Here is a 13,393-nt window from a genome sequence, read left to right on the forward strand (position 1 = left end):
CGTATTGCCGTTACATATCCTCCAGGTCCACTACCTAAAACGATCACATCATATTTACTCATATCAGTCATTTATTAAGAATCACAAAAATATGGAATAAAGTCCAATGGATTGTAAATTTGCACAACCTTATTATTATGTACAAAACACTTATTAGACCCTTGTTATTTGCTTTCGATCCAGAAGCAGTGCATTACTTTTCATTTAGCAGTATCAAATTATTAAACAAGGTGCCTGGCTTTAGTGCGCTTTCGCGAAAGCTTTTTAAAAAAAATCACCCTGCGCTGAAAAAAGAACTCTTCGGTTTAAGCTTTGAAAACCCTGTGGGAATGGCTGCGGGATTTGATAAAGACGCCAAAGCCTTCAAAGAATTTACAAATTTAGGGTTCGGATTCATAGAAATAGGAACGCTCACGCCATTGCCACAAGATGGAAATCCTAAGAAACGACTCTTTAGATTAAAGAAAGATCAGGCGATTGTCAATAGAATGGGATTCAACAATGGTGGAGTTGATGCTGCTGTGGAACGCTTAAAGAAAAACCCTAAATTAGGTCAACCCAATCATGTTTTGATTGGAGGAAACATAGGGAAGAATAAAGTCACTCCTAATGAGGAAGCGGTAAACGATTACATCATCTGTTTTGAAAAACTCTTTGATCACGTGGATTATTTTACCGTAAACGTAAGCTCACCTAACACACCCGGATTGCGCGAGTTGCAAGACCGCAAACCGCTCACTCACATTCTTCAAACACTTCAGAACTTGAATAATGCAAAAGAAAGTAGAAAACCTATTCTCCTAAAAATAGCTCCAGACTTAACTGATGATCAACTACTGGATATCATAGGAATAGTAGAAGACACTAAAATAGATGGAGTGATCGCATCCAATACCACTATCTCTAGAGAAGGATTGCAATCAGAAGAAGAATTGGTTCAACAGGCCGGCGGCCTCAGTGGAGCACCATTAACTCATAGAGCGACAGAAGTTATTGCTTTTTTACATCAAAAAAGCAATGGCGCTTTTCCTATCGTCGGTGTAGGTGGTATCATGACCGCTCAAGACGCCATCGATAAAATAAATGCTGGTGCAAGTCTGTTGCAGTTGTATACGGGCTTTGTTTATGAAGGACCAACATTGATAAAGGAAATTAACGAGGAAATTATTAGGATAAATCGCTAGTTTTTTCGTTTTTTGACCAAACGTTAAGAAAACATGAAACATATCAAATTTTTATTGCCAATTTTATTGTTGTTTTTTTTAGCCAGTTGTGTTAGTCTTAAACCAGAAGATTTTGACCCAGAAAGGTTTAATGGACTAACTAAAACTGAATTAATTAATAAAAGGAATGAAAGACCTTCCGAAACAAGAACAATAAATGGAGAAGAAGTTGTGATTTTTGTCTCAACCGTGAAAGGTGGACTCAGAACTAAATCTGGATTTACTAAAAATCAAATTACAACAACCATGGCATATTTTTTCAATGATGAAGGGTTAGTTTATAAGTCCATGCTTGCAGGAGATACCGTATGGACTACAACTAGAGATCGTTAACATAAATAAATAATAATGAAATATATTAAATTTTTACTCCCGTTTATATTTGTATGTTCCATGACTAGTTGCAGCATTGTTACATTTCCTGCTAAAATGAAAGCATATTCTGAAAAGAAAATGCAGGATAAATATCTAGGTATTACCAGTGATGAATTAGTAGATTCCTTTGGTAGGCAGCCTAAAGAAATCAAGTCAAATAATGGTAATGAAATCTATGTCTATCATATAGATGTAGAGATGTTAAATCTAGATACTAATGAAGTTGAAGTATATAGAACTAAAAAACCGATTAATTTTACTTTTAATGATCAAGGGCGCGTTTCAAAAATTGAAAATAAAAATTAATTTAGCACCAAAGAATATCTTACTTTTAGGCTGTCCATAATAGGGCAGCCTTTCTTATTTATGCTAGAAACCCTAATATCGTTTGCACTCGCAACCTTACTTCTTGCAATCAGTCCAGGACCAGATAATATTTTTGTACTCACTCAATCTGTTGCTCGTGGTTCTAAATATGGAATCGCTATTGCTAGTGGTTTGATTACTGGTTGTATTGTTCACACTTCTATTGTGGCATTGGGTTTTGCTGTGATTATAAGAGATAATGAGTGGTTGTTGTATGCCATTAAAATAGCAGGAGCCGTTTATTTGCTTTTTCTTGCTTTTAAAATATACCAATCAGATGCGAGTATTGAATTTGGCGCTACAAAAACTTCTTCTCAAAGTTTATGGAAACTCTATAAAATAGGAATCACCATGAATTTGTTGAATCCTAAAGTCACTTTATTTTTTCTTGCCTTATTACCCCAGTTTATCATAACAGACTCCTTTCCAGATTGGATACAGATTTATATGTTAGGCGGTGTTTTTATGTTAGTTTCTTTACTGGTTTTCTATGCACTGGCCGTACTTGCTGGAACAGCAGCCCGATTCATAAAATCATCCACCTGGTTTGAACCAGCCATGAAATGGACACAAATTGTCGTTTTTATCGGGATAGCAGTGGCGATTTTGATTCCGTAGAGAGCTCTTTAAATAACGATAAAAAAGCAGTTCTTTTTATTTAAAAACGCTGATCTGACCACAGTTGAAGTAGGAAATAGGATAGCGGTGGTCTCAGCGCAGCCGAAAGAACAACCAAATGAGTGTTCTGGATGATTTATAGTTTCATAAGCTTACAAGTATCTTTATTTTTGCCCATATTTTAGTTTACGTAAATAATAATGGCCACCTTCACTTCCTTTCTTATAGACGCGTTACTTAAAGATCTTGCAGATATTGCAAAGCGGCTCAAACCACATAAAAATAAGCTCATTGAAAAAGCATTGTCTATGTACTTAAAAGAATTATACCCTGCTGCTTAAGCATAATCTTACAAAAGAATGGCAAATGATCCAGACATGCATGCCATGGCTGAAGAAGGAATTGAAGATGCGTTTCATGATCTTGATGAACTTGACAAACAAGAAGGATGAGACAAGGTCATATGTACAGGGCTTATTTGGATCCTTCAGTAGACACCGAGCAAGCTGCCAGGTATCCAGTTGTTATAGTTTCAGGAAATACGGTGAATAAATTTGCACCTAATGTAGTGGTATGTCCTATGACTACAGCGATAAAAAACTATTATGGTGATGTCATTATTAAGCCTAGTGAAAACAATGGTCTTAAAAAGAAATCTAAAATTCTACATATTCACGTCAGATCCATTTCAAAAAGTCGGTTTCATATCTAAATCTGAATTTTCTCAAATAAACGAAGGCATTAATGATGTTTTTAAGCTTTAGTGCCATATCATTTCCGCAAACCTTTTCGTAATACTATATTTGCTTTTCAATGGAAAAAGTAAAAATCATAGAATGTCCACGTGATGCGATGCAAGGTATCAAGGAATTTATCCCTACTCACTTAAAGGTACAGTACATTCAGTCGTTATTGCGATGTGGATTTGATGCGATTGATTTTGGGAGTTTTGTTTCTCCTAAAGCCATACCACAAATGGTGGATACCGCTGAGGTGCTTTCTAAACTCGATCTTTCTAAAACCGATTCTAAGCTTCTTGCCATTGTAGCAAACTTGCGTGGTGCACAGTCTGCCTGTGAGCATCCGGAGATTCACTATTTGGGGTATCCATTTTCCATATCAGAGAATTTTCAAATGCGTAACACACACAAAACCATAGCTCAAAGTATTGCGTTATTGCAGGAAATTTTAGACTTAGCTCAAAAGCATGGTAAAGAACTGGTCGTGTATATCTCAATGGGCTTTGGAAATCCTTATGGGGATCCATGGAATGTTGAGATTGTAGGGAAGTGGACAGAGAAGCTTTATAATATGGGCGTAAAAATCCTCTCGCTTTCAGATACGGTAGGAACTTCAGATCCAGCAACCATTTCTTATCTATTTTCCAATTTAATTCCTAAATATCCAGCTATTGAATTTGGTGCACATTTACATACGACACCTACAAGTTGGCATGAAAAGGTAGATGCTGCCTATAAAGCTGGTTGCAGAAGGTTTGATGGAGCTATACAAGGTTTCGGAGGTTGTCCTATGGCAAAAGATGAATTGACAGGCAACATGCCTACAGAGAAAATGGTCAGCTACCTCAACACCGCTCAAGCAGATTCCAATGTAAATGCCATGTCTTTTGAGAGTAGTTATAATGAAGCTACAAAGATTTTTAGTAAGTATCATTAAGGATCCAATTGAGATCGCATTTGGAGAGTTTTAATGTCGGTCTTGAAAAAAATAATAAGGCCTGAGGTTCTCGAAGTTTCCTTTTTTTGAATTAGAAAGGAACGTCTCAAAGGTCTTAGAAACCTTTGAGGTTTGGATGAGCAACTATTATAATTAATTTTAAAGACTACTTTCGGTTAGCTCAATGCACGCTACTAAGAATAAAACGAGGAAAGGGTTCCTGTAAGACCTATTGTTTTGTCACAATGCCCTATTACTAAACTCAAACCTTACCATAATATTAACCGAAGCTTATTTGGTAAAATCATAATTTTAAAGTCAACAATTTATCCATGGCGCTTTTAGGACCTATAATTAAAACAGCTTTACATATCCACGACTCGATTACTTCGGGTTCAAATCATGTGGAATTACAAAGGGAAGCACTTAAAAGCTTGTTAAAAAAAGCAAAAAAAACGTCTTTTGGTCTTTACTACGGTTTTGAGGATGTTTTAAAAGAGGGTGATTTAGAGCAGGCTTTCGCGGAAGCGGTACCCTTCTTCGACTATCATAAAATGGACGAGCAATGGTGGTCGCGCACAAAAGAAGGAAAGCCCAATATCAGTTGGCCAGGTACTCCAAGGTTTTTGGCAAGATCAAGCGGTACCACAGGTAAAAAGCCCAAAATTATTCCAGTCTCTGATGAAATGATTTCCGCCATAAAAGCAGCAGGAACGAGACAAGTAAGCGCCTTAACTAATTTTGATTTGCCAGCAGGCATTTTTGAAAGTGAGGTACTAGCATTAGGCAGTTCTACAGATTTAACTGAAGAGAATGGATTTGTTATCGGCGAAATTAGCGGTATTTCAGCCAGCCAAATCCCCGAATTTTTAGAATCGTTTTATAGACCAGGAAAAAAAATATCCTCCATAGATGATTGGGATGAGCGTGTTCAAAAAATAGCTGAAGAAGCTAAAAATTGGGATATTGGAATGTTGAGTGGTATTCCATCTTGGCTCGAACTGATGTTAAAGAATGTAATGCATTATAACAACGTAGATTCCATTCATGACATATGGCCCAACCTATGCGTTTATACTTCTGGCGGAGTCGCTTTTGAGCCCTACAGGTCTAGTTTTGAAAAATTATTTTCTAAACCAGTACAAATTGTAGATACCTATCTCGCCAGTGAGGGGTTTATCGCTTGTCAACAACGTCCGGAAACAGATGCTATGCAACTTATTACAGATGGAGGTATTTACTTTGAATTTGTGCCATTTCAAGAGGAGTACGTAAAACAAGACGGCAGTATTGTTGCAAATTCACCTGTAGTAACTATGGCTGATGTAGAGCCAGATGTAGATTATGTTCTTATTATATCTACTGTTTCTGGTGCATGGCGTTATTCGACAGGAGACACCATCAAGTTTATAAACGTTGAAAAGGCTGAAATTAAAATAACAGGAAGAACGAAGTTTTTTCTAAACGTAATAGGAAGCCAACTGTCGGTTTTAAAAATGGAAACAGCCTTACTTGAGCTGCAATCGAATTTTGATACAATTATAAAAGAGTTCACCGTTTCTGCTAAGAAAATAGATGGTGATTTTTACCATGTTTGGTATTTGGCAACAGAAACAAATACTACAGAAAAGCAACTTGCAGAGGTTTTAGATAAGTTACTTCAGGAAGCTAATAAGAATTACAAGGTAGCACGATCTAAAGCATTAAAAGGAGTTCTAGTAAATAAGGTACACCCAGAGATATTTACAAAATGGAACAACCATAATAATAAAAAAGGGGGCCAGGTAAAGACCGAAAAAGTAATGGATGAGGAAAAATTTAAAAAATGGGAAGACTTTGCAACAAATTTTTAATAACATCAAAAAAACTTCTGGAGAGTGCAATTGCGCACTAATATCTCAAAAGAAATTTAATTAGTTATCAACAACTAGGAATGAGGAAGGTTTATATCCTCTAGTTCTGCGTCAGTTGGTTTTTCACTTGTTTCGGCATATCTGTTAATGAGTCCTAGAATCTCTTCAGTGGAGAGGTAGAACTTGCGCATGTGTCGCTTGTATTTTTCGGACAGACTGGTGTGGTTAAGGATAAAGTTTTTAGTTTTTAAAAGGTACGCTCCCATTCCATGACGCACGGCATAATCGTCTGCGGCTCGCTCTGCTTCTTGAATATGAGCGTGTGAGCACAAGTATTTCAATCCGAAAAAAATCATCCCTATACCGCTGCGTGCTCGATAATCCATCACGTGCCCAAGTTCGTGACCTAGCCAGCCTATGAGAACATCATTAGGTATTTCATCGATGGTGAATATTTCATTTTCTACTTGGAACCTTTTACTTATCAGGATAATGTAACTGCGATGGCTTCGATACTTGAAAATGCTGCTGTAAGTGGGTTGTGCTTGCATGAAGTTTTTACGCAGCGTATTATGGAACCTAAATTCGATGTGAGTTTCTTTTAATAAAGGATAAAAAGACAGGGCTTTTTCTGCCTCTTTTAAAATGGATTCTGGTGCTTTAATATTAGAATACCTCATAAATAACAATATACAATGCAGTTCCAGTTATGGTCGTGAAATTCAAGTTAAAAGGTACATTTATAAATTTATTTCAGATTGTGAAATAAGGTACTTGTTTCTCAAACTAACAAGTGTTAGTTTTGTCTCCACTTAACGACCTAATATCTGTGAGCAATTTCCATAACATAACATTATCTCAAGTTTACAAAGAGACGGAGGATACAACGGTAATCGCTTTTGACGTTCCTCAGGAATTGAAAGAAGAGTTCAAGTACCGCTCAGGGCAATTTTTGACATTGCGCACCATGATTAATGGTGAAGATGTGAGACGCAGCTACTCACTTTGCAGCAGCCCGCTGGATGATGAATGGAAAGTTGCGGTGAAGGAAATCTTTGAGGGTAAATTTTCTACGCACGTAAATCGGCAGTTAAAATCTGGCGATGTGTTGCAGGTTGCCGCACCTAGTGGTGATTTTGGAATTGAAGCTCCTGATAAAAATAAAGCTAAAAATTATATAGCTTTTGCCGCTGGTAGTGGTATTACTCCTATGTTGAGTATCATAAAAACACACCTTGCCAGCGAGCCAAATGCTAAATTCAAGTTATTCTATCTCAATAGAACCGTAAAATCTATTATCTTTAAGGAAGAGATAGAAGCTTTGAAAAACAGATATTTAAGTCGTTTTGAAGTTTTTTACTTTTTAAGTCGTGAGAATCGAGATATTCCTTTATTTAATGGACGCTTTGATCAAGAGAAATTACAGACGCTTACACAAACATTGATCAACGCTCCACATACGGACCACGCTTTTATTTGTGGACCAGAAGAGATGATTTTCTTGATCAGAGATGAACTCCTTGCTGCAGGAATGAAGAAAGAGAACATTCATTTTGAACTTTTTGTAAGTGGATTGAGCGATGCCGATAAAGCGAGAGCAGCAGCAGCACTCGAGAAAAAAGTTGATGGGGTAGAGGTGACCATTATAGATGGAAGTAAGGAATTTCATTTTGTACTGGGTAAAGACTTTGATAATCTACTCGATGGAGCCATAAGTGCTGGTGCAGATCTACCTTATGCCTGCAAAGGAGGTGTTTGTAGTACGTGTAAATGCAAAGTTATAGAAGGCTCTGTGGCGATGAAAGTGAATTATGCATTGACCGATGAAGAAGTGGATAAAGGTTTTGTACTGAGTTGTGTAAGTGTTCCTACCAGTAAGAAGTTGGTGGTGAGTTACGATGGGTAGTGGGCTTTTGCGAAAGCGGAATAAGTAAGAGTCAATAAAATGTAAAGAGTTTTGAGGTGTTAACAGACCGCTTGACAAAGTAGGTTGGGATCGAATGCGAACATTTAGGTTTGCGTAGTATGTGAACATCATCAATACATAGTATGCGCAAGGTGCAGTAGGTCCGCATCGCATACAAATATCACAGACGCGTGCCATGCGTCAAAAATAATGAAACTATGAGTGAAGCAGAAATCAAAAGCTTAGAAGCGCAATTTGATGCCAAAATTGCAAGAGATGAAAAGATTGAGCCTAAGGACTGGATGCCTGAGAAGTATCGCAAGACGCACATCAGACAAATTTCCCAGCACGCACATTCTGAAATAGTAGGCATGTTGCCAGAAGGCAATTGGATCACTCGTGCGCCGTCATTACGTCGTAAAGTAGCCTTACTTGCAAAGGTGCAGGACGAAGCTGGACATGGTCTTTATTTATACAGTGCCTGTGAAACTTTGGGAATCACCAGGGAGCAATTGTATAAAGATTTACATTCTGGTAAAGCAAAATATTCTTCGATCTTTAATTACCCAACCATGACGTGGGCAGATATGGGAACTGTAGGGTGGCTGGTAGATGGTGCTGCGATTATTAATCAAGTTCCTTTGTGTAGTACTTCTTTTGGACCTTACGCTCGCGCTATGGTGCGTGTTTGTAAGGAGGAAAGTTTTCACCAAAGACAAGGTTATGAAATTATGTTATCGCTTTGTAATGGAACTGAAGACCAAAAAGAAATGGCTCAAGATGCATTGAATCGCTGGTGGTGGCCTTCCTTAATGATGTTAGGTCCTGCAGATGCTGCAAGTACACATACAGAGCAATCTATGAAATGGAAGCTGAAACGCAAGACCAATGATGAGTTACGTCAGCAATTTATAGATCAAACGGTTCCGCAAGCGGAGCTTTTAGGACTTACTATCCCAGATCCAGATTTGAAATGGAATGAAGAGACTGGAAGTTATGATTTTGGCGAGATCAATTGGGATGAATTCTGGCAAGTGGTAAAAGGACACGGTCCTATGAACAAAAAAAGACTAGACGACCGCCGCGATGCTTGGGATAATGGTGCTTGGGTGCGTGATGCAGCAACTGCTTATGCAACCAAACAAAAGGAAAGAAAACAGCAAATCGCCTAGGCGATTTGAGTAAAGGTGCATCGCATGCGCCAAAAATAACAAGTGCGCATGCGATGCGCTCCAATAGGCGCACGCAATGCGCCGCAAAGCAGAAAAAAATGAGTCAAGAAACGCCACTTTGGGAAGTATTTATAAGATCTAAAAATGGTCTAGAACACAGACACTGCGGCAGCTTACACGCTGAAGATTCCGAAATGGCAATGAATAATGCAAGGGATGTATATACGCGCAGGAATGAAGGGGTTAGTATTTGGGTTGTAGCGTCCAACAACATTACGGCAAGTAATCCCGAAGCAAGTGGTGAGCTTTTTGAACCGGCAACAGATAAAGTATATAGGCATCCTACTTTTTATAAATTGCCTGATGAGTTGAAGCATATGTAGTTTTAAAAGGAAAATTAAAACTAAAATCAAACCACAATAAGTGAAAAACCTTATGATGTAGAAGATAGATCGATACTATTTGCAGCAGATGTGGTTAGCGAATTTGATTTTCCGATAAAAACATACGCGTCAAAATATTATCCGGAACAACTTATCCGTTCCTCCTGAAGTGCTGCTTTAAATTATGGAGAGTTTGCCGGTGCGGGAACTGGTAAAGACAAGATCAATAAGCTTAGGATTTGTCTAAAGGAATTAAAAGAATGTAAGAATAACTTAAGGATACAACTTAAAGCCAATCTTTAAAAAAACGACCAAACAAATCTAGTAGATGAATTTTTAAAGCTCAGTAAAATAGTAGCAACCATTATTAAGAACCAAAAATAAGCGTGCTCAAAATTGATTTTGATTTTCGTTTTGATTTTTTAATCATTTCAATGATATGAAACAACCGATAAAAGAGTTGAATCCAAAATTTTTGGAATCATCACAAAACAAAGAACATTTAATTAATTATCTGTTAGGGGTTGCAGATAGTTACCTTATTTTAGGTCAGCGGTTAGGCGAATTATGTGGTCATGGTCCTAACCTAGAGCCAGATATAGCACTGACTAATATCTCACTGGACATGCTGGGTCAGGTGCGCAGTTATTATCAATATATCGCACAATTAAGAGGAGATAAATCTACGGAAGATGACATCGCATTTTTAAGGAAAGAGCGAGAATATAAAAGTGTATTGCTGGTAGAGCAACCCAATACAGATTTTGGTTATGTGATTGTACGTCAGTTTTTCTTTGATGTATATAATAGATTGTTCTTAAATGCTTTACAGCAAAGCGCTGATGAGACTCTGAGGGCACTTGCTTTTAAAGGAATCAAAGAAGCGAGTTATCACGAACGTTTTTCTGGTGACTGGTTAAAACGTCTAGGAGATGGAACAGAAGAAAGTAAAAGTCGAGTTCAAGAAGCCGTAAACGACCTTTGGATTTATACAGATGAACTTTTTCAAACGACAGCTGCTGATAATGCTATGATTATTTCTGGGGTTGCTCCGGACATGTCACAATCACGGGAGTATTATTATGAAAAAGTAGGGGAGTTATTGACACTAGCGACTCTAGATATTCCAGAAGTAGAATATTTTCAAAAAGGCGGAAAGGAAGGACTACACAGTGAACACATGGGCTTTATTCTTGCAGAGATGCAATATATGCAAAGAACTTATCCCAACTCACGTTGGTAAATATTCAATTTATCCAGTTTCCAGATTCAATTTAAACTTTTATTGTGGAACGTAAATTTGATTTATAATAAATATTGATAGACTTTGCAGTCCAAGGTATAAAGTTAATTGGGAAGGTCGAGAAGCCTTTTGTACAGGATCATTTGAGTAAACAACTCATAAGAACGCTAACTAAAGTTGTATTAAATTATGGTGAAGTTCAAGGAGCAGAGTCAAATAAAGATGTTATTCATAGGATGGGATTGGTTCCCAAAGAATTAAAAGAGTCGAGATTTAATTTGAAAACTCAAATTAAATCAAATTTACTAAAAGATATTGATAAGGCACATCTGGCTTTAAAAGAAGGTCAAGAGTTGGTTGCTATATTTGGGCAGAGTATTAAAACAGCGAAATTAAAATAATTGAAAATTGAATATTGAGAATTCCATATTGAAAGTTATTGAGTCTGTCATGGATCCCGAAATACCAGTATTAAACGTGGTAGATCTTGGGGTTATTAGAGATGTTGTTGTAGAAGGAAAAGAAATCACCATAAAATTAACGCCTACTTACAGTGGTTGTCCTGCCATGGACGTTATAGGCGATGATCTTGAAAGAGCATTTGCTGCTCACGGGTATACAACTCATGTGCAATTAATTATGAGTCCGCCATGGACCACAGACTGGATTACCGAGCGTGGTCGCAAAGCAATGGAAGCCTATGGAATTGCTGCGCCACTTGAAGAAACAGCTGATAAAGATGTGCTTCTAAATGAAAAAAAGTTAGTGAAGTGTACCAATTGCGGCTCTAAGAATACCAAGCTGGTAAGCCAGTTTGGTTCTACAGCATGTAAAGCCATGTTTCAATGTGACGATTGCTTAGAACCCTTTGATTACTTCAAGTGTTTGAAGTAAGCTCCAATGCTGACAGCCCCTGGACATCGATATGAAATCAATACTATGGATAAAAAGCAAATATAATTTTATTCATTATTCTTATTATTTTTCAAAATCTATTTATCTGCATCTACCATTTAAGATATTTATTATGTAGGATTTATTAATTTAAGTCTCGCTTTCGCGAAAGCTAAACAACCATTAACTTTACAGAAAATAACTCTATCTATGTCAGATTCTATCCTCATGCAAGTCGAGAACGGTGTTGCTACCATAACTTTAAACAGACCACAAGTATTCAATTCTTTCAATAGAGAGATGGCATTTGCGATGCAAGATGCATTAGATCAATGTGCTGCAAATGATGAAGTAAGAGCAGTATTGATACTGGGTGAAGGAAAAGCATTTTGTGCAGGACAGGACATTCAAGAAATAACCAATCCAGAGTTACATCCAGGTTTTAAAGCCATTCTAGACGACCATTATAACCCTATTGTTTTAAAGATTAGAGACCTTGAAAAGCCAGTAGTTGCCGGTGTAAACGGCGTTGCTGCTGGAGCAGGTGCAAATCTCGCTATATGTTGCGATGTGGTAATAGCCGCAGAGAGTGCCGCTTTTATACAAGCTTTTTCTAAAATAGGACTGATACCCGATAGTGCAGGAACTTTTTTCTTGCCCCGATTGATCGGTTTTGGAAAAGCAAGCGCCGCCATGATGCTGGCCGATAAAATTACAGCTACAGAAGCAGAACAAATGGGAATGATCTACAAAGCAATTCCCGACGCAGATTTTCTTGCTACAGCTCAAAAAACAGCTCGAAAATTAGCAGCGTTGCCTACCGTCGCCCTTGCCAACACAAAAAAAGCCTTGAACCAATCTTTCTATAATACGGTTGAAGAACAACTTGCTCTAGAATCAAAACTTCAAATAGAAAGCGCCGCCACAGAAGACTATGCTGAAGGTGTTGCCAGTTTTATGGAGAAACGCAAGCCGGTTTTTAAAGGAAAGTAAAGGGATTTACGATATCGGATATTTGATTTGCGATTTTTGATTTAAAAAATGGAAATATGAAAGCTCAGGATTTAGAAAACAGATTAATAAATTTTGCAGTTTCAATTATTAAGGGCTGGAAGTATTTAGATAAAAGCTTTGCTTCAGAACATTTATCAAAACAATCAATTAATCTCAATTTTTGTCTTGAGTATCAAAAATACCAAGACTCAGTAAATCAAAATTCTAAACTTTAAATTCTAGAATCAAAAATCTTTTAGATGGAAAATCAAAAATCAAAAATTAAAAATCAAGATTCGTATATCCACAATGTAGGAGTCATAGGTGCTGGTACTATGGGAAGTGGAATAGCTCAAGTAGCTGCCACCGCTGGTTGTCAGGTAAAATTATTTGATGTGAATCAAGAACAATTGGATAAAGCCCAAGCTGGTCTTGAAAAAATACTCAACAGACTTATAGAGAAAGGGAGAATTGATGCTGCAGAGAAAAATCGCATTCAGTCTCATATTTCTTATGTGAATACCATCAAGGATTTAGCAGACTCTGATCTGACCATAGAGGCCATAATTGAAAACTTAGATATTAAGAAAAAGGTGTTTCAAGAATTGGAATCTCATGTCTCTGACAGCTGTATTATTGCCTCTAATACTTCCAGCTTGAGCATTGCGAGTATTGCTGCGTCACTCGATA

General features: G+C 37.3%; 18 protein-coding genes and 1 pseudogene. 18 read left to right on the forward strand and 1 reads right to left on the reverse strand.

Annotated features, from left to right (window positions below):
- The first annotated feature begins 137 nt into the window (after positions 1-137).
- From ACJAT0_RS10045 to ACJAT0_RS10080, 8 genes are all read left to right on the forward strand, one after another.
- Complete coding sequence (locus tag ACJAT0_RS10045) at positions 138-1,184, forward strand: quinone-dependent dihydroorotate dehydrogenase (protein WP_415181549.1); 1,047 nt, start codon at positions 138-140, stop codon at positions 1,182-1,184.
- Positions 1,185-1,217: 33 nt separating this feature from the next.
- The gene (locus ACJAT0_RS10050; RefSeq protein WP_415181550.1) at positions 1,218-1,556 is read left to right on the forward strand and encodes a hypothetical protein; all 339 of its coding nucleotides are present in this window, start codon (positions 1,218-1,220) and stop codon (positions 1,554-1,556) included.
- 15 nt (positions 1,557-1,571) lie between these two features.
- Positions 1,572-1,904: a hypothetical protein gene (locus ACJAT0_RS10055; protein WP_374002080.1), complete on the forward strand. Its 333-nt coding sequence runs from the start codon at positions 1,572-1,574 to the stop codon at positions 1,902-1,904.
- Between the two features lie 60 nt (positions 1,905-1,964).
- A complete protein-coding gene (locus ACJAT0_RS10060) occupies positions 1,965-2,582 on the forward strand; it encodes a LysE family translocator (RefSeq protein ID WP_415181551.1) in 618 nt (205 codons plus the stop codon).
- Positions 2,583-2,782: 200 nt separating this feature from the next.
- Positions 2,783-2,923 (forward strand): ribbon-helix-helix domain-containing protein, encoded by a 141-nt coding sequence (locus tag ACJAT0_RS10065; RefSeq protein ID WP_415181552.1) that lies wholly within the window; start codon positions 2,783-2,785, stop codon positions 2,921-2,923.
- Between the two features lie 107 nt (positions 2,924-3,030).
- Positions 3,031-3,294 (forward strand): type II toxin-antitoxin system PemK/MazF family toxin, encoded by a 264-nt coding sequence (locus ACJAT0_RS10070; RefSeq protein WP_415181553.1) that lies wholly within the window; start codon positions 3,031-3,033, stop codon positions 3,292-3,294.
- Between the two features lie 101 nt (positions 3,295-3,395).
- Positions 3,396-4,259 carry a hydroxymethylglutaryl-CoA lyase gene (locus ACJAT0_RS10075; protein ID WP_415181554.1) on the forward strand — a complete coding sequence of 288 codons (864 nt, stop codon included), beginning with the start codon at positions 3,396-3,398 and terminating at the stop codon, positions 4,257-4,259.
- Between the two features lie 332 nt (positions 4,260-4,591).
- Complete coding sequence (locus tag ACJAT0_RS10080) at positions 4,592-6,112, forward strand: GH3 auxin-responsive promoter family protein (RefSeq protein WP_415181555.1); 1,521 nt, start codon at positions 4,592-4,594, stop codon at positions 6,110-6,112.
- A 74-nt stretch (positions 6,113-6,186) separates the two neighbouring features.
- Here the strand turns inward: ACJAT0_RS10080 and ACJAT0_RS10085 are convergent, their stop codons facing one another.
- Positions 6,187-6,792 carry a hypothetical protein gene (locus tag ACJAT0_RS10085; RefSeq protein WP_415181556.1) on the reverse strand — a complete coding sequence of 202 codons (606 nt, stop codon included), beginning with the start codon at positions 6,790-6,792 and terminating at the stop codon, positions 6,187-6,189.
- A gap of 149 nt (positions 6,793-6,941) precedes the next feature.
- Between ACJAT0_RS10085 and ACJAT0_RS10090 the strand changes: the two genes are divergently transcribed.
- The 10 genes and pseudogenes from ACJAT0_RS10090 to ACJAT0_RS10135 all read left to right on the forward strand — a co-directional run.
- Positions 6,942-8,018, forward strand: coding sequence for a 2Fe-2S iron-sulfur cluster-binding protein (locus ACJAT0_RS10090; protein WP_415181562.1), 1,077 nt, complete (start codon positions 6,942-6,944; stop codon positions 8,016-8,018).
- 218 nt (positions 8,019-8,236) lie between these two features.
- Positions 8,237-9,190 (forward strand): 1,2-phenylacetyl-CoA epoxidase subunit PaaA, encoded by a 954-nt coding sequence (paaA, locus tag ACJAT0_RS10095; protein WP_374002086.1) that lies wholly within the window; start codon positions 8,237-8,239, stop codon positions 9,188-9,190.
- Positions 9,191-9,288: 98 nt separating this feature from the next.
- The gene (gene paaB / locus ACJAT0_RS10100) at positions 9,289-9,573 is read left to right on the forward strand and encodes a 1,2-phenylacetyl-CoA epoxidase subunit PaaB (RefSeq protein ID WP_374002087.1); all 285 of its coding nucleotides are present in this window, start codon (positions 9,289-9,291) and stop codon (positions 9,571-9,573) included.
- Between the two features lie 180 nt (positions 9,574-9,753).
- Positions 9,754-9,876 (forward strand): annotated as a pseudogene (locus tag ACJAT0_RS10105) (four helix bundle protein); the annotation flags it as partial.
- A 136-nt stretch (positions 9,877-10,012) separates the two neighbouring features.
- A complete protein-coding gene (gene paaC / locus ACJAT0_RS10110; protein WP_374002089.1) occupies positions 10,013-10,816 on the forward strand; it encodes a 1,2-phenylacetyl-CoA epoxidase subunit PaaC in 804 nt (267 codons plus the stop codon).
- Positions 10,817-10,890: 74 nt separating this feature from the next.
- On the forward strand, positions 10,891-11,217 hold the full coding sequence (locus ACJAT0_RS10115) for a four helix bundle protein (RefSeq protein ID WP_415181557.1): 327 nt from the start codon (positions 10,891-10,893) through the stop codon (positions 11,215-11,217).
- Between the two features lie 7 nt (positions 11,218-11,224).
- Positions 11,225-11,710 carry a 1,2-phenylacetyl-CoA epoxidase subunit PaaD gene (gene paaD / locus ACJAT0_RS10120; RefSeq protein ID WP_415181558.1) on the forward strand — a complete coding sequence of 162 codons (486 nt, stop codon included), beginning with the start codon at positions 11,225-11,227 and terminating at the stop codon, positions 11,708-11,710.
- 210 nt (positions 11,711-11,920) lie between these two features.
- Positions 11,921-12,703, forward strand: coding sequence for an enoyl-CoA hydratase-related protein (locus ACJAT0_RS10125; protein WP_415181559.1), 783 nt, complete (start codon positions 11,921-11,923; stop codon positions 12,701-12,703).
- Positions 12,704-12,759: 56 nt separating this feature from the next.
- The gene (locus ACJAT0_RS10130; protein ID WP_415181560.1) at positions 12,760-12,939 is read left to right on the forward strand and encodes a hypothetical protein; all 180 of its coding nucleotides are present in this window, start codon (positions 12,760-12,762) and stop codon (positions 12,937-12,939) included.
- Between the two features lie 24 nt (positions 12,940-12,963).
- On the forward strand, positions 12,964-13,393 hold a 430-nt coding region (locus ACJAT0_RS10135; protein WP_415181561.1), incomplete at its 3' end, for a 3-hydroxyacyl-CoA dehydrogenase family protein.

This window comes from Nonlabens sp., assembly GCF_047636915.1.
GTDB lineage: Bacteria > Bacteroidota > Bacteroidia > Flavobacteriales > Flavobacteriaceae > Nonlabens.